At 71.8% G+C, this 18,438-nt stretch carries 16 protein-coding genes; 7 read left to right on the top strand and 9 right to left on the bottom strand.

The features are described from left to right. Positions 1-18 precede the first annotated feature (18 nt). From ACQP00_RS37765 to ACQP00_RS37750, 4 genes are read right to left on the bottom strand one after another with little or no spacing between them, the layout of a single operon-like run. On the bottom strand, positions 19-912 hold the full coding sequence (locus ACQP00_RS37765; protein WP_433205412.1) for an ROK family protein: 894 nt from the start codon (positions 910-912) through the stop codon (positions 19-21). Then, complete coding sequence (locus tag ACQP00_RS37760) at positions 909-2,048, bottom strand: sugar ABC transporter permease (RefSeq protein WP_433205409.1); 1,140 nt, start codon at positions 2,046-2,048, stop codon at positions 909-911. The genes ACQP00_RS37765 and ACQP00_RS37760 overlap by 4 nt, the downstream gene beginning before the upstream one ends. Then, positions 2,045-2,764 carry an ATP-binding cassette domain-containing protein gene (locus ACQP00_RS37755; protein ID WP_433205406.1) on the bottom strand — a complete coding sequence of 240 codons (720 nt, stop codon included), beginning with the start codon at positions 2,762-2,764 and terminating at the stop codon, positions 2,045-2,047. The genes ACQP00_RS37760 and ACQP00_RS37755 overlap by 4 nt, the downstream gene beginning before the upstream one ends. Continuing rightward, positions 2,764-3,840, bottom strand: a complete 1,077-nt coding sequence (locus ACQP00_RS37750; RefSeq protein ID WP_433205403.1) for a sugar ABC transporter substrate-binding protein — start codon at positions 3,838-3,840, stop codon at positions 2,764-2,766. Before ACQP00_RS37750 ends, ACQP00_RS37755 begins: the two co-directional genes overlap by 1 nt. A gap of 120 nt (positions 3,841-3,960) precedes the next feature. Between ACQP00_RS37750 and ACQP00_RS37745 the strand changes: the two genes are divergently transcribed. Further along, positions 3,961-5,160, top strand: a complete 1,200-nt coding sequence (locus ACQP00_RS37745; protein ID WP_433205400.1) for an ROK family protein — start codon at positions 3,961-3,963, stop codon at positions 5,158-5,160. A 7-nt stretch (positions 5,161-5,167) separates the two neighbouring features. On the opposite strand, the gene ACQP00_RS37740 is transcribed toward ACQP00_RS37745, so the two are convergent. Further along, positions 5,168-5,731 carry a TetR/AcrR family transcriptional regulator gene (locus ACQP00_RS37740; RefSeq protein ID WP_433205397.1) on the bottom strand — a complete coding sequence of 188 codons (564 nt, stop codon included), beginning with the start codon at positions 5,729-5,731 and terminating at the stop codon, positions 5,168-5,170. An 83-nt stretch (positions 5,732-5,814) separates the two neighbouring features. Here ACQP00_RS37740 and ACQP00_RS37735 point away from each other — a divergent pair, with 83 nt between their 5' ends. Both ACQP00_RS37735 and ACQP00_RS37730 read left to right on the top strand, forming a co-directional pair. Next, complete coding sequence (locus ACQP00_RS37735; RefSeq protein WP_433205394.1) at positions 5,815-6,702, top strand: alpha/beta fold hydrolase; 888 nt, start codon at positions 5,815-5,817, stop codon at positions 6,700-6,702. Positions 6,703-6,711: 9 nt separating this feature from the next. After that, complete coding sequence (locus tag ACQP00_RS37730; RefSeq protein ID WP_433205391.1) at positions 6,712-7,173, top strand: DUF421 domain-containing protein; 462 nt, start codon at positions 6,712-6,714, stop codon at positions 7,171-7,173. A 79-nt stretch (positions 7,174-7,252) separates the two neighbouring features. Here ACQP00_RS37730 and ACQP00_RS37725 read toward each other — a convergent pair whose 3' ends face one another. After that, positions 7,253-8,593 carry a ricin-type beta-trefoil lectin domain protein gene (locus ACQP00_RS37725; protein WP_433205388.1) on the bottom strand — a complete coding sequence of 447 codons (1,341 nt, stop codon included), beginning with the start codon at positions 8,591-8,593 and terminating at the stop codon, positions 7,253-7,255. Between the two features lie 464 nt (positions 8,594-9,057). On the opposite strand from ACQP00_RS37725, the gene ACQP00_RS37720 reads away from it, so the two are divergent. From ACQP00_RS37720 to ACQP00_RS37710, 3 genes are all read left to right on the top strand, one after another. Then, on the top strand, positions 9,058-9,627 hold the full coding sequence (locus tag ACQP00_RS37720) for an ABC transporter ATP-binding protein (RefSeq protein ID WP_433224134.1): 570 nt from the start codon (positions 9,058-9,060) through the stop codon (positions 9,625-9,627). A gap of 73 nt (positions 9,628-9,700) precedes the next feature. Beyond that, on the top strand, positions 9,701-12,469 hold the full coding sequence (locus ACQP00_RS37715) for an FtsX-like permease family protein (protein ID WP_433205386.1): 2,769 nt from the start codon (positions 9,701-9,703) through the stop codon (positions 12,467-12,469). A gap of 245 nt (positions 12,470-12,714) precedes the next feature. Then, positions 12,715-13,503, top strand: a complete 789-nt coding sequence (locus tag ACQP00_RS37710) for an alpha/beta fold hydrolase (protein ID WP_433205383.1) — start codon at positions 12,715-12,717, stop codon at positions 13,501-13,503. Here ACQP00_RS37710 and ACQP00_RS37705 read toward each other — a convergent pair. Beyond that, a complete protein-coding gene (locus ACQP00_RS37705; protein WP_433205380.1) occupies positions 13,472-14,614 on the bottom strand; it encodes a GDSL-type esterase/lipase family protein in 1,143 nt (380 codons plus the stop codon). The genes ACQP00_RS37710 and ACQP00_RS37705 overlap by 32 nt on opposite strands. Next, positions 14,614-15,192: a TetR-like C-terminal domain-containing protein gene (locus ACQP00_RS37700; protein ID WP_433205377.1), complete on the bottom strand. Its 579-nt coding sequence runs from the start codon at positions 15,190-15,192 to the stop codon at positions 14,614-14,616. The genes ACQP00_RS37705 and ACQP00_RS37700 overlap by 1 nt, the downstream gene beginning before the upstream one ends. 80 nt (positions 15,193-15,272) lie before the next feature. Between ACQP00_RS37700 and ACQP00_RS37695 the strand changes: the two genes are divergently transcribed. Continuing rightward, the gene (locus tag ACQP00_RS37695) at positions 15,273-16,124 is read left to right on the top strand and encodes an alpha/beta fold hydrolase (protein WP_433205374.1); all 852 of its coding nucleotides are present in this window, start codon (positions 15,273-15,275) and stop codon (positions 16,122-16,124) included. Positions 16,125-16,214: 90 nt separating this feature from the next. Here the strand turns inward: ACQP00_RS37695 and ACQP00_RS37690 are convergent, their stop codons facing one another. Beyond that, entirely contained in the window at positions 16,215-18,182 is a 1,968-nt protein-coding gene (locus ACQP00_RS37690) for a DUF4153 domain-containing protein (RefSeq protein WP_433205371.1), read from the bottom strand. Between the last annotated feature and the right edge of the window lie 256 nt (positions 18,183-18,438).

Raw genomic sequence — 18,438 nt, 5'->3', positions numbered from 1 at the left:
TAGGTCGGCGGCCTTGTGCTACATAGGGTCGGTGGCGAGCGCCAGCGCCATCGCGAGGGCGCCCACCAGCGGCGCGTCGTCGGCGAAGGCGGCGACCCGCAGGTCCGGCGGGAACGGGACCGAGCGGGCGAGGGCGGTCGCGACCGGCGGGAGGATGTGCCCGGCCGCGCCCATCAGACCGCCGCCGATGACGACCCGTTGCGGGTCGAAGACGACACAGAGATTCGCGATGGTACGGGCCAGCGTGTCCACCGCCCCGTCGAGCAGCGCGGCGACCGGGGGGACGTGGCGCTGGGTGAACAGTTCGGCGGCGGTCACCGGCCGGCCCAGCAGCGCCGAGCCGTGGCGGGCCAGGGCGCTGCCGGAGACCGACTCCTCCAGCGGGGCGTGGCCGTCGGCGAACGCGGGGGCGTCGGCGCGGTCGCGCAGGTAGGCGATCTCGCCCGCCGCGCCGTGGGCGCCGGGCAGCACCCGGCCGCCGGCCACCAGCGCGGCGGCCAGGCCGGTGCCCAGGTTGACGTACAGGCCGACGTCGACGCCGCGCAGGGCGCCCCAGCGCAGTTCGGCGGCGGCACCGGCGTTGACGTCGTTGTCGATCGCGACCGGGGTGGCGCCGAACTCGGTGCGCAGCAGTTCGGGCAGTGGCAGGCCGTCCCAGCCGGGGACGTTCGGGGCCAGCCGGATCACGTCGTCGCGGAGCACGCCGAAGGTCGAGACGCCCACCGCCGCCGGGGTGCCGATGAGTTCCCGGGCGGCGGTGAGGGTGCGTTCGACGACCTTCAGGGCGCCCTGGGTACCCCGCGTCGGCAGCCGGGTCGCGCGGAGCGGGCGGGCGTCGAGGGCGTCGGCGGCCGCCGTACCGAGGGCGATCTTCGTGCCGCCGAAGTCGATGGCCAGGACCTCGGGCCTCACCGGGGCCGGCCGCGGCGGGCGAGCGAGTCGATCGCCACGGCGATGGCCAGCACCACGGCGGTGACCATGTAGCGCACCGAGGAGTCGACGTTGAGCAGCAGCATGCCGTTGGTGATCGACTGGATCACGAGGATGCCCAGCAGGGCGGCGAAGGCGCGGCCGCGGCCGCCGAACAGCGACGTGCCGCCGATGACCGCCGCGGCGATCGCCATGAGCAGGGTGTCGCTGCCGCCGGAGCTCTGGTTGACGGCGGCGAGGCGGCTGGCGGCGAGGATCCCGCCGAACGCGGCCAGGGTGGACGCGGCCATGAACGCCAGCAGGCGGATCCGGGTGATGTTGATGCCGGCCCGGCGTGCGGCCTCGGCGTTGCCGCCGACCGCGTACATGTGGCGGCCGAAGACGGTGTGCCGCAGGACCAGATCCAGGCCCACGACGAGCGTGCCGAAGAGCACCAGCAGCAGTGGTACGCCCCGATCGGCCGACAGCACCAGCACCGCTCCCGCGAGGACGGCGGCGAGCGCGGTCAGCCGCACCGCGAGCCACGGGCCGGACGTGACCGGCAGGTCGGCGGCGCGGCGCAGCCTCCGGTTGACCACCGAGCCGGCGGTCCAGCCCGCGACGACGAGGGCGGCCAGCAGCCAGCCGGCCCACGGCGGCAGCCAGGTGTCGCTGAGCCCGGCGAGCAGGCCCTCGAACGGCAGGTTGATGGTGCCGCCGCGGCCCAGCAGGAACAGCATCAGCCCCTGCCAGCCGATCAGGCCGGCGAGGGTGACGACGAAGGAGGGCATGCCCAGCTTGGTGAACATCCAGCCGTGCAGCAGGCCGATCAGCGCGGCGCCGGCGAGGGCGGCGGCGACCGCGAGCAGTGGGGGCCAGCCGTGGTGCACGTACAGGATGGTCATGGCCACGGCGCTGAGGCCGCTGACCGAGCCGGCCGACAGGTCGATCTCGCCGAGCAGGATCACCATGATGACCCCGAGCGAGATGGTGCCGGTGGCCGCCATCTGCAGGGCCAGGTTGGTGAGGTTCTCCGCGGACAGGAAGCGCCCGTTGAGCGAGCCGAACACGGCGGCGATGACGATCAGGCCGCCGACGACCGGCCAGGCCCCGAGGTCGGTGCGCAGCAGCGCCTTCACGCGGCACCGCCGGTGATCGCGGCGACGACGGTCTCGGTGGTCACGTCCGCGGTGCGGAACTCGCCGGCGTTGCGGCCCAGCCGCAGCACCACGATCCGGTCGCTGACCGCCCGCACGTCGGCCAGGTTGTGGGAGATGACCAGCACCGCCAGGCCCCGGTCGCGCAGCCGCCGGATCAGGTCGAGCACCTGGGCTGTCTGTTCGACACCGAGGGCGGCGGTCGGCTCGTCGAGGATGACGACGCGCGGTTCGCCGACGAGTGCGCGGGCGATGGCGACGGACTGGCGCTGGCCGCCGGAGAGCGCGGCGACGGGCACCCGGATGTCCCGGATGCGAACGTCCAATGAGGACAGCAGGTCGCGGGCCGCGCGCTCCATCCGGATGTGGCTGAGCACCGTCCAGCGGCGCCGTTCCGCGCCGAGGAACAGGTTGCCGACGACGTCGAGGTTCTCGCAGAGGGCGAGGTCCTGGTGGACGGTCGACACGCCGAGCCGCTGCGCGTCGTGCGGGCCGGCGATGCGGACCGGGTGGCCGTCCTGCTCGATCACGCCGTCGTCCGCGGTGACGACGCCGGAGAGCACCTTGACGAGGCTCGACTTGCCGGCGCCGTTGTCGCCGACCAGGGCCACCACCTCGCCGGGCGGCAGGTCCAGGCGCACCCCGTCCAGAGCCTGGACCGCACCGTACCGCTTGCTGATCCTCGAAGCGGTCAGCACTACTGGATCCCCGCCTTGGCGCACGCTGCGGCGACCGGGCCGGTGCAGATCTCCGCCGCCTTGTAGAACCCGTCCTTGACGATCGTGTCCTTGATCCGGTCCGCGGTGACCGCGATCGGGTCGAGCAGGAACGCCGGGATGTCGGCCGTGCCGTTGGCCACCTTCGTGGGTGCCGCCGGCTTCTCGCCCTTGGCCAGGGCGACCGCCAGCTCGGCGGACTTCTCGGCCTCCTGGCGGATGTCGAGATAGATGGTCATGTACTGCTCGCCGGTCAGGATCCGCTGCACCGCCGCGAGTTCCGCGTCCTGGCCGGTGATCGGGGGCAGCGCCGGGTAGCCGGCCCGCTTCATCGCCGCGATCGCGCCGCCGGCCATGCCGTCGTTGGCCGACAGCACCCCGACGACGGTGTCCCGGCCGAGCGCGGTGATCGCCTGCTCCATCTCCTGCTGAGCCTTGTCGGGGCTCCAGTCCGGGGTGTCGAACTCCCGGCCGATCTGCACCTTGCCGTCCAGGACCTTGTGCGCGCCGGTCTTGTAATCCGCCGAGCTGGGGTCGGTCGGCGCACCGTTGATCATGACGATCTTGCCCTTGTCCGTCGTACCGGCCTTGGTGAGCGCGTCCAGCAGGGCCTGGCCCTGCATCTCGCCGACCCGCACGTTGTTGAAGGAGACGTAGTACTCGTAGCTGATCTCGGAGATCAGCCGGTCGTAGGCGATGACCGGGACCTTCTTCTGCTTGGCCTGGTTGACCAGCGACGCCACCGCGCTGGCGTCCACGGCGTCGAGCACCAGCACGTCGGCGCCCTGGGCCAGCGCCGCCTCGACCTGCTGCTGTTGCTTCGCGGCGTCCTGGTCGGCGTTGGCGTAGAGCAGCTTGCAGTCCGCGCACAGGGCCTTCACCTTGGCCTCGAACAGCGGCCGGTCGAACGCCTCGTAGCGGGTCGTCTTGGACTCCGGCAGGAACAACGCGATCGTCGGCGCGTCCCCGCCGCCGGACTTGCCGCCGGTGCTGCCGCCGCACCCGCTGACGACGGTGGCCGCGACGGCCACGACTGCGACGAACCATCTTGCGTTCACGGAGGGCACCTTTCCTCGGAGGTACTGCGTGCATGTTCGACCACCCGCCCGCCGTTTGGCAATGTCCTTTACGAAATTGATGAAGGACCCTTCCTAAGTTGATATGGCAGGCTGGTGCGTGTGCAGATCACGAACACCGCCAGCACGACCAGCGTGTTACGGGTGATGAACGAGCGCGCCGTCTTCGCCGAGACCTTCCGGCTGGGCACCGTGTCGCGCCCGGAGCTCGCCCAGCACACCGGCCTGTCCAAGCCGACCGTGGCCGTGGCGCTCACCAACCTCGAGCGCGCCGGGCTGCTGCGCCAGGTCGGCACCCGCGCCGGCGCCGCCGGTCGCTCGGCGCTGCTGTACGAGGTGCGTCCCGAGGCGGGCTGGGTCCTCGCCGTCGACGTCGGCCGCTCCTACGTCCGCGTCGGCCTGGCCGACCTGGTCGGCACGATCGTGGCCCGCAAGGACGAGCCGTCCCGCGGCACCCGCGCCCGTGATCTCGTCGTCCAGCTCACCCGCCTCGCCGAGGAGCTCGCCGGCCAGGCCGGCATCACCCGCGACGACATCACGCTCGCCGTGTTCGGCACCCCCGGCATCCACGACAAGGCCACCGGCGCCCTGCACCTCGCGCCCAACCTCCCCGGCTGGGACCGCCGCGGCAGCGTCAAACGCCTCGCCGGCATCGGCGGCGAGACCTTCGTGGTGGAGAACGACGTCGACCTGGCCGCGGTGGGGGAGGCGACCTACGGCCTCGGCCGGGGCGTGCGGCACTTCGTCTACGTCTCCATCGGCACCGGCACCGGCATGGGCATCATCATCGACGGCCGCCTGTACCGCGGCTTCCGCGGCGCCGCCGGTGAGATCGGCTACCTGCCGATCGGCGAGGGCGACCCGCTGCTGGAGAAGCCCGCCGCCCGCCCGCGCGGCATGTTCGAGTCGGTGGCCTCGGCCGACGGCATCGTCGGCCTGGCCAAGCGCCTGGGCCTGCCCGACGCGGTCACCGCCAAGGACGTCTTCGACGCCGCCCGCGCCGGCGACGAGACCGCCCGCCTGGCCGTGTCCCGCGAGGTCGACCACGTCAGCCACGCCCTCGTCGGCATCACCGCCGTGCTCGACCCGGAGCTGGTGGTCCTCGGCGGCGGCGTCGGCAGCCAGCTCGGCGACGTGTTCACCGGCCCGCTCACGGAACGGCTGCGCACGCTCGTCGCGCTGCGGCCGCCGCGCATCGAGGTCTCCACCCTCGGCGCCGACGCTGTGCTGCTGGGCGCGCTCGCCATCGGCCTCGCCGAGGCCCGCTCCCTGGTCCTGGACCGCACCGCACCGGCCCGCTGAGCCCGCGTCAGGTCGTTTCCGGGACGCGGGCGACGGTGGCGAGGTCCTCCGGCGAGAACCCGGCCCGGCTCAGGACCGCCAGCGACTTGTTCGTCGCCAGCGTGCGCAGCGCCAGCTCGGCCGCCCCGGGCTCGCCGGCCCCGGCCGCCAGCAGCGCCTGTTCCAGCATCGTCCGCAGCCGGACGACCGTGGCGCGAACCATTGCCTGGCTCTCCGCATCGAGGGCCGGCAGCTGCGCGACCGACATGGTCAGCAGGCAGCCGTCCGGGACCGCCGGGTCGGCGATCCGGTCGAGGGTGACCCGCAGGAAGGCGGCGACGGCGGCGCCCGGACCCGGGTGGGAGCCGGCCAGGGCCCGCTCGTACAGCGGGTGGTAGGTCTCCGCGTACCGCGCGAGGCTCCGGCGGAACAGCGCACCCTTGTCGCCGAAGGTGGCGTAGAGCGATCCGCGGCCCAGGCCCGTGCCCTCGCTCAGGCGCTCGATCGAGGCCTCGGAATAGCCCCACTGCCAGAAGACGAGCATCGCCCGCCGGAGCGCCTCGTCCACGTCGAACTGCTTGCGACCCGCCATGGGTCGTCAGTCTACCCGTCTTGTACCGATCGTTCAAAGATGTGTATGGTGCCGGTATGACAAGTTGTACCGATCGTTCCAGGATGTGGCTGCCGGACGGGTTCACCAGCCGGCTCGTGGACGTCGACGGGCTGCGCCTGCACGCCGTCACCGGCGGTGAGGGCCCGCCGCTGCTGCTGGTCAACGGCTGGCCGCAGACCTGGTACGCGTGGCGCGAGGTGATGCCCACGCTGGGTCGCGAGCACACCGTCGTCGCCGTCGACTCGCGCGGGTCCGGGCTCTCCGACAAGCCCGACGACGGGTACGACGCCGGCACCCTCGCCGCCGACCTCGCCGCGCTGATGACCGCGCTGGGCCACGACCGGTTCGACGTGGCCGGCCACGACATCGGCACCTGGATTTCGTACGCGCTGGCCGCCGATCACCGCGACCGGGTGGGCCGGCTCGCCATCGTCGAGGCGCTGATCCCCGGCCTCACCCCGTCCCCACCGGCCTTCAGCCCGGCCGCGGTCAACCAGAAGCTCTGGCAGTTCGGCTTCAACCGGCTCACCGACCTCAACGAGGAACTCGTCCGCGGCCGGGAGCGGCTCTTCTTCGGCTGGCAGTTCGCCACCAAGGCCGCCACGCCGACCTCGATCCCGGCCGGCGCGGTGGACGTCTACGTCGACGCGATCGCCGGGGACCCGCGCGCACTGCGCGCCAGCTTCGAGTACTACCGCGCGCTGGACCGGACGATCGCGCAGAACGAGCAGCGCAGCCGGACCCGCCTGACCCTGCCCGTGCTCGCCGTCGGCGGTGCGCTGTGGAGCGCCGCCGGTGCCGCCCAGACCATGCGGCTCGCGGCCGACGACGTCACCGAGGTGGTCCTCGACGGCTGCGGGCACTACCCGGCGGAGGAGCAGCCCGAACGGTTCGCCGCGATCCTGCTGAACTTCCTGCGCGGGGCGGTTCACCTCCCGGTTGAGGGGTAGCGCCGCCGGGTGGGTCTCGGGTCGCTCGACGCCGCCGCCGTGGCGGCCGGCAAGGCGCTGGCGCTGTTCGTCGTCGCCGCGGTCGCGTTGCGGCTCTCGCAGCGGCGGACCCTGGCCGGCCTGGCCCCGTTCGACTGGGTGGTGGCGGCCGCGGTCGGCGCGATCATCGGCCGTACTGCGACCGCCCGCGACACCGCCTGGACGACCGGGGCCGCGGCCCTGCTGGCGCTGCTCGCCGCGCACGGCATCGTCGCGCGGCTGCGGTTCGCCGGGCCGCTGCGCCGGCTGATCGATCCGCCGTTGCGGGTCCTGGTCCGGGACGGCCACATCGACCACCGGGCGCTGCGCCGCTGCGGTCTCACCGTCGAGGACCTCGAGGCCGCCCTGCGCTGTCACGGTCACGCCGACGTCCGCACGGTACGGCTGGCCATCTTCGAGACCCCGGGCGGGATCTCGGTGCTGTCCGGGTAGCACGACGGCCGGCGCGGGCAGGGCGCGGGAGCCGGTCCGCTCCCGCGCCCTGACCGTCAGCGGGCCCTTCGGCCGGCCGTCACGCGGCCTTCACGAAGTACTGTGCGGCAGTGCCGTTGCAGTCCCAGATCTGCAGCCGTGCGCCGTCCGCCGTCGAGCCGCTCGGGGAGTCCAGGCACCGGTTGGAGTTCGGGTTGCGCAACCGGTTGCCTTCCTGGACCCAGGTCTGGGCGCCGCTGCCGTTGCAGTCCCAGAGCTGCACCTTCGTGCCGTTGGCCGTACCCGCACCGGTGACGTCGAGGCACCGGCCCAGCGTCCGCAGGGTCTGGCCGTCCCAGCTCCACTGCTGGTCCTTCGAAACAGCGGACCCCTGGCACGTCCACAGCTGCACGGCCGCGCCGTTGCCGCCCGTGTCGTTGCCGGCCACGTCCACGCACTTGCCGCCCGGCCCGTTGATCTGCGTCGCCGGTCCGCCCGTCGAACCGCCGCCGTCCTGGTAGTAGCGCACGTAGTCGATCGATGCGGTGAGCGGGAACTGGCTCTGCACGGGATTCTGCCCGGGGTACGTGCCGCCCAGCGCCAGGTTGAAGATGACGTGGAACGGCTTGCGGAACTCCTCCAGCGTCGCCGGCGTCGTGTCGATCACGTGCGTCTGCACATTGTCGACGTACCAGCGGATCTGCGCGGCCGTCCACTCGATCGCATAGACGTGGAAGGCGGCGGCGTTGTTGACGGCGGGGTTCGCGACGTAGTTGGCGTTCTGACCCGCGGTCCACGGGAACACGCCGGTCCGCAGATCCCAGAAGATGTTGTTCGTGACGGTCGCGTTCGCGTTCGCGTGTTCCATGATGTCGACCTCGCCGCAACTGGCCCAGTTGGTGGGCAGGCGGTCGTAGTAGGTCTGCGCCGGGTTGTAGGCGCTCGTGGACGTCTCGTCGCACGAGTCGCCGAGCATCCAGAACGCCGGCCACGAGCCGGTGGCGGTCGGGAGCGCCATGCGCGCCTCGATCCGGCCGTACTGGAAGGATCGCTTCGTGTCCGTCGTCATGCGGCACGACGTCTGGTAGAAGTTCCGGCCGTTGACCGTGAGCGGCGTCGTGTTCCAGTTGGCGCGCATCACGAGGTTGCCGCCGGACTGCGTGCAGTTCTCGGGGCGGTACCACTCCCACTCGCCGTTGCCCCAGCCGTCGAATGCGTTGAGGCCGGGGTTGAGGCCGTTGCCGACGTTGTAGTTCCAGTTGGCGCTGCTGGGCGCGCCGGACCCGTTGAATTCGTCGGCCCACACGAGGTTCCACGCGGCGTGCGCGGGCTGCTGCTGGATGACCGCGCTGCCGGCGAGTGCGGTGACGAGCGCGGTGAGCAGGACCATGAGGCGGCGGACGCGGGGCGGGCGGGGTGTGCGGTCTTGTCGAATCTCCACGGTGAATGTGCCCTTCTCGAGAGTAGGGGCAGAGGTGGTGCGATTGGCGGATCGCCTGATCGAGCCCTCACGTTGGCGGCCGTGAGAGCGCTCTCAGCATGGTGCTGGAATGGAAACCTCGTTGTCAACGACCCGTCATGCCAAAGCAGCGAATTCTCGCAATAGGCGACGAAAACGCCGGGGCGACACTTATTTTGCGTCTTGACATTAGATGGAAATCAATGGAAGGGTCGAAGGGCGGAGCGGGGGCCCGGTTGATCGTGGTGGCCTGCGCACGGCGCGGGACGGAGATGACCGGTGGGTTATGTGACGCTCTGCTTGCACCTGTTCGGCTACCCGTCGTGACCGCGGCGACGGACGGGGCGGGTGTCGTCCTGCGCGAGGTGGTGAAGACGTTCCTGCTCGGCAACGGGGAGCGTCTCGCCGCGGTCGACGGAGTGAGCCTCACCTTGGAGCCGGGTGGTCTGACGGCGCTCACCGGGCCGTCCGGCTCCGGCAAGTCGACGCTGCTGCACCTGATCGGCGCGATCGAACGGGCCGATTCGGGCTCGATCGCGGTCGACGGTCAGGAGCTGACCGCGGCGAGCCGGAGCCGGCTGGCCGTCTACCGGCGCGGGGTCGGCTTCGTCTTCCAGCGCTTCCATCTGCTGCCGGCGCTGACCGCCCTCGACAACGTGCTCGTGCCGGTGCTGCCTTACCGCAACCTGGGCTTCGACCGGGCCGAGCGGGCCCGTGAGCTGCTCGACGCGGTCGGCCTGGCCGGCCGGGAGAGCGCCCTGCCGTCGCGGCTGTCGGGCGGGCAGCAGCAGCGGGTGGCGATCGCCCGTGCGCTCATCACGCGCCCGCGCCTGCTGCTGGCCGACGAGCCGACCGGGAACCTCGACTCGCACACCGGCCGCGCGATCCTCGAGCTGCTGCTCGGGCTGCGCGAGCGGCACCACATCACGATCGTGCTCAGCACGCACGACGCCGCCATCGCCGCCCAGTGCGAACGGGTGGTCGAGATGCTCGACGGCCGGCTGGTGGCCCGGTGACGGCCCCGGCGTGGTCTGCCGCGGCGGCGGTGGTCGTGTTCCGCGCCCTGGTGGCGGCTTTCTGGAGGGTCCGTTGATCTCGCTCATCCGCGCGCAGCTGCGTTTCCGTCGCGGCCGGCTGGTCGCCACCATCGCGGCCGTCGCCGTCGCCGTGGCGAGCTTCGCCCTGCTGGCGTCGGCCTCGCGCGGCTCGCAGGTGCGCGTCACCGGCACCGTCCGGGACAACTTCCGGCCGATGTACGACATCCTGGTCCGGCCGCCCGCCGCCGGCGACGACGACGGGCTGATCGACACGGACCGGGTCAGCTCGACGTACGGCGGGATCAGCGCGGCCCAGTGGCGGCGCATCCTCGACATCCAGGGCGTGTCGGTGGCGGCACCGGTCGCGATGGTCGGGTACGTGATGCAGACGGCGCAGATCACCGTCGACCTCACCGAGTACGCCGGTGGCGCCGCGGACGGCCGCCAGGTGCTGCGGCTGCGTCCGACCGCCGTCGGCGACAGCGGGCTGAGCAGCATCCCCGACGGTTCGCAGTACCTCTACGTCACGCCGAACAACCTGGAGTACATCCCCGGCGATCCGGTGGTCATCGGCAAGATGTACACGGACGGCGACTTCCCGAAGATGCCGGAGATCCACGAACACGGCCCGGGCGGCGTGACCACCGTGTGCGAGCACCAGACCGGCTACTTCGAGAACGTCAAACCGCTCGCACCGCAGGACCGCACGCAGGCCCGCTGCTGGTCGCGCGACCCGGCGTCGAGCGCCAACACGGTCGGGCGGGCGCAGGTCCAGCTGCTGTTCCCGGTGCCGCTGCTGCTGGCCGCGGTCGACCCCGCGCAGGAGGCGAAGCTCGACGGGCTCGACGGTGCGGTGACCTCCGGGGCGTACCTGCCGGAGTCCGACCAGTCCGCCGGCATCCCGGTCCTCGCCTCCGGCCGCCTCGACCTCGATCAGCAGCTGCACGTCGAGATCGCGCGGCTCGGCGGTGACGCGGCCGACAAGACCGGCGCCGGGATGCGGCTCGACAATGCCGTGCCCTACTACGAGACCATGCCCGCCACCGCGCTGAGCTCGCGCACCTACACGGCGCAGGAGGTGTACCCGACGCTGCTCGACGCGATCGCGCACCCGGCCGCCGCGCACAGCCTCGAGACGCCGCGGCTCGGCACGTCCGACATCGGCGACTGGTGGACGACCAGCGCCATGACGCTGACGGGCCCCGGCCGCACCGCCGCTGTGGTGCCGTACAACGGCAGCGAATGGGGCAAGGTTCCGCACGCCTACCCGCAGGGCCGGCCCCTGCCGGTGGGGCTCGCCGACGACCCGGTCCGCAGCCTTGTCCGGCACGGCGTCGACGATTCGGACAAGGACCGGACCTTCCTGCGGGGCGTCGGCGTCTACGACCCCGCCAAGGTGCGGCTCGGCCCGCAACTCTCCCGGTCGCCCTTCGACCTGTACGCGGGGGCCGAGGCGACCGCGGCCGACCCGGCGGCGCAGCAGGCCCTCGGCGACCGGATCCTGCAGCCGACGACCGGCTTCGCCGGGCCGCTCGGGCAGCGCCCGCACCTGCTCACCACGCTGTCGGCGCTGCCCAGGCTGCAGCGCGACCCCTACACCGACGTGGACGCCGCGCACGGGGTGAACAGCGCCGCGCCGATCTCGATGGTGCGCGTCCGGGTCGCCGGCGACGTCGGCATCGACGCGTACTCCCAGGAGCGGGTGCGAGCCGTCGCCGACCAGATCCATCTGAGCACCGGCCTGCGGGTCGACGTCGTCGGCGGGTCGTCGGCGGCCGGCGTCGCGGTGCAGCTGCCGCCCGGGAAGTACGGCCGGCCCGCGATGGCGGTCCGCGAGAACTGGCTGCGGCTGGGGGTCGCGACGACGATCGTGGCCGCCGTGGACCGCAAGTCGCTGGTCCTGGCGATCCTGGTGCTGATCGCGTGCGCGCTCGCGGTCGGCAACGCGGCGAGCGCGGCGGTACGGACCCGGGCCACGGAACTCGGCGTGCTGGCCTGCCTGGGCTGGGCCCGCTGGCGGCTGTTCGCCCTCGTCATCGGCGAATCGGTGACCGTCGGCGCGGTCGCCGGCCTGCTCGGCACCATCCTGGCGCTGACGTTGTCCCGCGTGCTCGGCGTACCCCTCGGCGCCGACTACGCCCTGCTCTCGGTCCCGGCCGCGCTGCTGCTGAGCGGCCTGGCGGCGCTGCCACCGGCCTGGCGGGCGACCCGGGCCGACCCGGGGGCAGCGGTCCGCCCCGCGGTCGCCCTGGTCCGCCACGCCCGGGTGCCCCGCCGCGTCTCAGGCCTGGCCCTGGGCAACGTCCTGCGCGCCCCCGGCCGGACCGTCCTCGGCGCGGTGAGCCTCGCCCTCGGCACCGCCTCGCTGACCCTCCTGCTGATCATCAACCTGACGTTCCGGGGCACCGTCTCCGGCACCGTCCTGGGCGACGCGATCACCGTGCAGGTCCAGAGCACCGACTACATCGCGGCGGCCCTCACCACGCTGCTGGGCGCGGCCACGGTGGCCGACGTGCTGTACGTCAACATCCGCGAACGGTCGGCCGAGTTCGCGCTGCTCGGCGCGGTCGGCTGGGCGGACGCCCCGCTGGCCCGGCTGGCCGCGTACGAGGCGCTCGCGATCGGCATCCTCGGCGCGACGACCGGGTCTGGCCTCGCCCTGGGCACGGCCGCGCTGCTGAGCTCCGAGTTGAGCCCGGTCTCGTACACGACCGCCGCGATCGCCGCGCTCGCCGGCACGGTGCTGGCGGTGGCGGCGGCGATCCTGCCGGTACGGTCACTCCGCCGGCTGCCGACCGCACGCCTGCTGGCCGAGGAGTGACGGCTCCCCTCGAAGCGGCCGTCGTACCGGCGTTTCGGTTGTCTCCGTCCGGGCGATGCCTTTTCCGGAAGGAGCATCCATGACCGTCAGCGATCAGGAAATCATCAGCCGCTTCCCGTTCGGGTACTACGAGCTGCACCCGAACGTGTCCTTGAAGTTCCAGATGAACCGAGTTTCAGGTCCCGTTCGAGAAGACACAGCTGCCGGTCTACCGGTTCACCCCGGCCCAGCCGCGTGGCACCATCGTGATCTTCGGTGGTTATGACAGCTACATCGCCGAGTGGATGCCGGCGGCGATCGCCCTGCGCGACGCCGGCCTGGACACGGTGATCTTCGACGGGCCGGGCCAGGGCATGGTGCTGGACGACGGTGTGCCGATGACCCCGGACTGGCATCTGCCGGTCGGGGCCGTGCTGGACCACTTCGAACTCGACGGGGTCACCCTCATGGGGTTCTCACTCGGGGGATGCCTGGTCGTGCGGACGGCGGCCCGCGAGCCCCGGGTCAGTCGCGTCATCGCCTGGGACGTGTTCACCGACCTGCACGAGAACGCCTCGCGGGCGTTGGACGCGGCCGGCCTGGAGGCGGTCGAGCAGCACGCTGAGCAGATCCCGGCGACGGCCCTCGACGCGGCCATCGACGCGGTGAGCAAGTCCGACCTGTTCGTCGAGTGGACGCTCAACCAGAGCAGGCGAGTGATGGGTGCGGATACCCCGGCGGACGTTCTCAAGGCCTGGGCCCACTACCGCACCGACGACGTCTCCCCGCTGGTGCAGCAGGACATCCTGCTGATGGCCGGGACCAAGGATCACTATGTGCCCCTGCACCAGCTCGGCGATCAGGTGCTGACCCTGACCGCGGCGCCGTCGGTCACCTGCCGGGTCTTCACCGAGCAGGAGCAGGCGCAGAACCACTGCCAGGTCGGCAACACGGGCCTGGCGCTCGGCGTGATCCTGAACTGGCTCGACCAGGTCGGCGGCCGGAAAGCCTCCGGTTCCGCGTTCACCTCGCGGCGAACGGGCCCTTCCCGGTGAAGGCGTACTCGGCGAACCGGTTCCCGATCAACCGATGAGCCTCGGCGCTCGGGTGCAGGCCGTCGCGCAACGGCAGCTCGAGGGCGTCGGCCGGGCCGTACAGTGCGGTGCCGTCAAGGTAGTGCAGATTTCCGTCGGCTGCACGGCGGTCGGCGAGGGAGCGCAGCTCGCGCCGGATCACCTGCAGCGTGAGGCGTCCCAGCGCGACGTCGCCGATGGCCCCGGTGGTGACGAACCGCACCTGGCCGGTACCGATGGAGCCAGGATCGATGGCGCCCGGCCCTGGCGTGTCCTCGTGGATGCCGCAGAACAGCGGCGAGATCAGCACCAGCGGCGTCTCCGGGTGCCCGTCGCGGATGGTGTCGAGGAAGCCGTGCACGGCCGGGACGAATGCGCGCAGCCGCATCGCGTCGAGGTTCACGACGTTGATGCCGAGCTTGACACTGATGTAATCGGCCGGTGCATCGCGCATCACCCGGGCCAGGAACGGATCGACCAGCGCGCTGCCGCCGAGGCCGAGGTTGCGCAGGTCGACGCCGGCGCGCCGGGCCGCGACGGCCACCCATGTCTCGGACGGTGCCAGCGCGTTCGAGCCCTGGCTGATCGAGCTGCCGTGATGGACCCACAGCGCCCGGCCGGTGTCGTCCGGCTCGATCGGGGCGTCCGCCCGCAGCTCGATCAGCTCAACAGCCTCGTTGTGCGGTAGCCAGATCTCGATCCGATGCGGGCACGAGGGCAGCCCGGCCACCGTGGTGGTGTGCGGTTCCCCCGGGTGGAACGTGGTCTGGCCGGTGGTGAGGTCGACCTCGATCCGGTCCCCGCCGTCGAGCACGTCACGGACGGCGAGCTCGCCGCCGGCGTAGACGTCGATGCGTCCCCGCGGCCGTTCGGCCCCCGGGTAGGCGATCCACGTCGGATGGGTCACCAGGTCGAAGGAGGTCGCAGCGGTACGGAAGGCGACGCGGACCCCGGAGGGCTGGCTCTCCATGGCGAGCAGCTGACCGTCCGGAAACTGTTCCCGCACCCAGGCGGGCAGCCGGTGCGGCCGAAGGCCGCGCGCCGTGACCTCGACCTCGGCGGCACCGCGCAGAAACTCGGGTGTGAGCTGCATCAGGAGGTCCTTTCGATCGGCCAGGAGCGGAAGGCGATGTCGAGGGCGTCCAGCACCCGCTGCCACGAGACATCGGCCGGGGGCTCGCGGTGGCCGAAGCTGCCGGCCGCGGCCAGGGCCAGAAAGCCGTTGATGGTCGAGCCGAGCAGCCGCACGGCGTGGACCAGCTCGTCCTCGGGCAGCTGGTACCCCCGGAGCATCGCCAGGGTGAGCGCGACCAGACGGCCGGCCGCCGCCGACTCGGCGGTGGAGGCCGCGGCGGGGCGCTGCAGGGCGGCCCAGCGGCCGGGGGACTGCCGGGCGTAGTCGCGGTGGGCGTCGGCCAGGGCAACCAGCGCCGCCCGCCCCGACCGCCCGGCGACGGCGACGGCGATCCGGTCGGCGAGGTCGCCGAGGGCCAGCTCATGCACCCCGTCGAGCAATGCGGCACGGTGGCGGACGTGCGAATAGAGGCTGGCCGTCTGTACCCCGAACTGGCGCGCCAGCGCCGCCAGGCTCACGGCGTCCAGGCCGTCCCGGTCCGCCAGGTCCGCCGCCGCGGCGATCACGGCGGCGGAGCTCAGGTTTGCTCGTCCCACACCGGCCAGCCTATACCTCGTAGGGAAAAACCTAAAGCCTGTAGGTTCGAACGCCGCTACCAGGGGCAGAGGAAGCGATCATGAACGCGACTTTGCCGGGGTTCACCCAGCAACCGGTACCGGCGAACGGCATCAAAATCAACACCGTGACGGGAGGCTCAGGTCCTCCCGTCCTCCTGCTTCACGGCTGGCCCGAAACGTGGTGGGAATGGCACAGCGTGATGCCACTGCTGGCCGAGCATTGCAGCGTGGTAGCCATCGATCTGCGCGGCGCGGGCTATTCCGACTGCCCGCTCGACGGCTACGACAAGGCGACGATGGCACGCGACGCGCACGAAGTCATGGTCGCGCTCGGCCACGACCGCTACGCCGTGTGCGGACACGACATCGGCGGCATGGTCGCCGTACCGCAGGCCGTCAGCTATCGGGGGGCTGTCACCCACTTGGCCGTCCTGGACGTTCCGCTCCCCGGCTGGACCGGATGGGAGGCGACGATCGCGGGGCTGTGGCACTTCGGCTTCCACATGAACCGCGATCTACCCGAGCGCCTGATCCATGGCCGTGAGTATGACTACATTTCGACCTTCATGGCCGAGCGTTTCTACGACCACAGCACCTTCGACCCGGCGAACATCGAGATCTACGCCAAAGCGGCGGCGCTTCCCGGCCGCACCCGCGGCGGCATGGAATGGTATCGGGCCTTGGCCGCCGACCATGCGGCCGCACTCGAGTTCAAGCGGCAACCGCTCGAGATACCGGTGCTGGGTCTGGGCGGGGACCAGCGCTTCGGTGCGCAGATGGTGCCAATGCTCAAAGAGTTCGCCAGCAACGTGACGGGCGGCTCAATCGCGCGGTGCAGCCACTATGTCGCGGACGAACGGCCGGACGAAGTCGCGGCAGCTCTGATCCATTTCCTCAAGGTCGGACAATAGTCGCTCCGTACCCTGACGACATCGACGCATCGATGGGCGGACGGGCCGAAGCCGGGCCGCCGCCGTGTTGGGGCGGCCCGGGTTGGTGCGTCAGCGTGTCTTCGGCAGGTCGAACTGGTCGGCCCGTTGGCAGTCGCTCGAGCCGCCGATGGCGGACGAGCCCACGCGCTTCAGGGCGGCGCGGGCGTTTTCACGGCCGAGGTTCCAGCCGTACCACGGATCCGGCTCGTCCAGGTCGTCGACGATCCAGCTCAGCGTGCAGCGGCGGACCGAGTCCGGGAGGGTCGACAGGGCCGGGGTGGCGTCGGAGGACAGGGCGCGCAGGTACCAGGCGTCGATCTTGCCGGTCTCCTGGTAGCGCGCGATGTTGCGGCGGGCCGCGTAGTCCTCCGGGTTGAGCACCGCGAGGGTGAGCAGCATGACGACCGCCAGACCGACGGTCGTCGACGGGATCCAGGCGCCGCGCCACCGTATGCCGGCCACCATGATCATGATGAAGACGGTGCCGAGGAGCAGTTCGAACGCCATCACGAAGATGCGCTCGCCGGTGAAGCTGTAGACCTTCTGGTACGTGTACATGCGGGACAGGGCCGACACCACGATCACGATGCTCAGGGACGAGAGCAGGCCGAGCATCGTGCGCAGCAGGATGCGGTCGACCCGGTCCTCGCGGCCGGCCCAGCGGGTCACGCCGCCCAGCACGGCGATCGTCAGGACGGTGACGGTCGCCAGCTGCCAGAAACCGCTGCGGGCGTATTCGGCGTAGCTGAGGCCGGCGGTCTGCAGCACGTGGTGCTGGCCGCCGAACAAGACGGTGGCCTGCACGACCACGAATCCGCTGTACAGCAGGACCAGTGCCCCGATCGGCAGCCCCCACTCCAGGCGGCGCAGGCGGGCGGTGCCCGGCTTGTCGACGGTGGACAGGTCCGGCGGCGCGGCGACGGTGTAGACGGCCGCGACGGCGATCAGCGCGCACAGGATGAACAGGAACACCCGGCCGGCGCTGACCGTCGGCATGACGTCGGAGAGTACCTGCGAGAACGCGGCGTCGGCGGAGGCGAGCAGCGCGCCGAAGACCAGCGTGAACAGTACCGTGATGATGACCGACCAGACGACGCGCTGGGCGTGGCGGGGTTTGCCGTTCCGTCCGCTGGCGCTGAGGTGCTTGGCCACCCACGGGATGCCGCGCAACGCCGCGAACGGCGCCGCCACGAGGCTGAACAGTATGGAGCGGACGCGTCGGCCGCCGACGATGGCAAGGGCGGCGCAGCCGAACGCGCCCAGCACGCAGAACGTGACGAGCCACCAGGCGTTGCGGAACGCCAGCACGGACAGCAGGACGACGGCGGCGCCGGCCCAGACGGCCCGCATCGCACGGTCGCCCTTCGCCAGCGCTGCGGCGGCCGGCCAGATCCCGGCGATGACGGCGGCGACGAGCGCGAACCCGCCGAGGAACCAGCCGATGCCGACCCGCATGCCGGGCAGGACGATCGCGGCGACGAGCCCGCCGGCGAGCACGGCGACCGGTACGCGCCAGCCGCTCGCGGACTCCGGCCCGGGCCAACGTGTTTGCAGGAACCCGGGCGGCAGCGGTCGCGGTGGTCCCATGACCCGCGGATAGGTCGGAAAGGGCGGGAACGGGGGCGCCGTAGGGTGCGGCGGGAACGGGGGCGCCGCAGGGTGCGGCGGGAAGGGCGCGACGGACGGCGGTACGAAAGCCTCCTCGTCGTGTTCCTCGTCCTCTTCGGGCTCGTCCTCTTCGAGTTTGTCCTGTTCGGGCTCGTCTTCGGGCAGTTCCTCGACAGGCGCGGCGGCTGTGGCCGCCACGCTCGGGACAGGCGTGGCCGCCGCGCTCGGGACCAACGGTACGAACACGGCGAATCCCGGGGTTCCCGAGGGAATCGTCACCGGAATCGCCCACGTCGTCTGCCCCTCGGCGGTCCCGGGCCAGGCGACCGGCTGCGGCTCTCCGTCGCCGCCGGGCATGACCAGCAGATACGGTACGGCCACGGGCGGTTTGACGGTTGGATCGACTTCGTCGGGTACGGCGTCGGTCATTGGGTAGCTCCACGTGTCGGTGGACAGTTGCCGGACCACACCCGTGCTCACCGTCCATCGCTGTCCTGCCGATCAATCCAGATCGGCGGGGTTGTCACGACGTGACGGTGCGCAACACGGCAGTGTGGAGATGATGGGGCGTGGCGCCAACTGGCGCTTTGGTCCGGGCCGGTTGCTCCCTGCATGGCCCGGCGGCAGGGAGCATGGCACGGCGGCCCGGCCGCGGGCCAGCCCGTGGCGCACACCTGGGACGGTG

Origin of the sequence: Dactylosporangium sp. CS-047395 (assembly GCF_050942185.1) — a bacterium.
In the GTDB taxonomy this organism is placed as follows: Bacteria; Actinomycetota; Actinomycetes; order Mycobacteriales; family Micromonosporaceae; genus Dactylosporangium.
This window is presented reverse-complemented; position numbering and strand designations above follow the sequence as displayed.

Bases quoted from the DNA above. Each gene is read 5' to 3' on its own strand.
- ACQP00_RS37690 (WP_433205371.1), bottom strand. From the start codon at position 18,182: ATGACCGACGCCGTACCCGACGAAGTCGATCCAACCGTCAAACCGCCC.
- ACQP00_RS37735 (WP_433205394.1), top strand. From the start codon at position 5,815: ATGTGGCTGCCGGACGGGTTCACCAGCCGGCTCGTGGACGTCGACGGG.
- ACQP00_RS37740 (WP_433205397.1), bottom strand. From the start codon at position 5,731: ATGGCGGGTCGCAAGCAGTTCGACGTGGACGAGGCGCTCCGGCGGGCG.
- ACQP00_RS37695 (WP_433205374.1), top strand. From the start codon at position 15,273: ATGAACGCGACTTTGCCGGGGTTCACCCAGCAACCGGTACCGGCGAAC.
- ACQP00_RS37705 (WP_433205380.1), bottom strand. From the start codon at position 14,614: ATGCAGCTCACACCCGAGTTTCTGCGCGGTGCCGCCGAGGTCGAGGTC.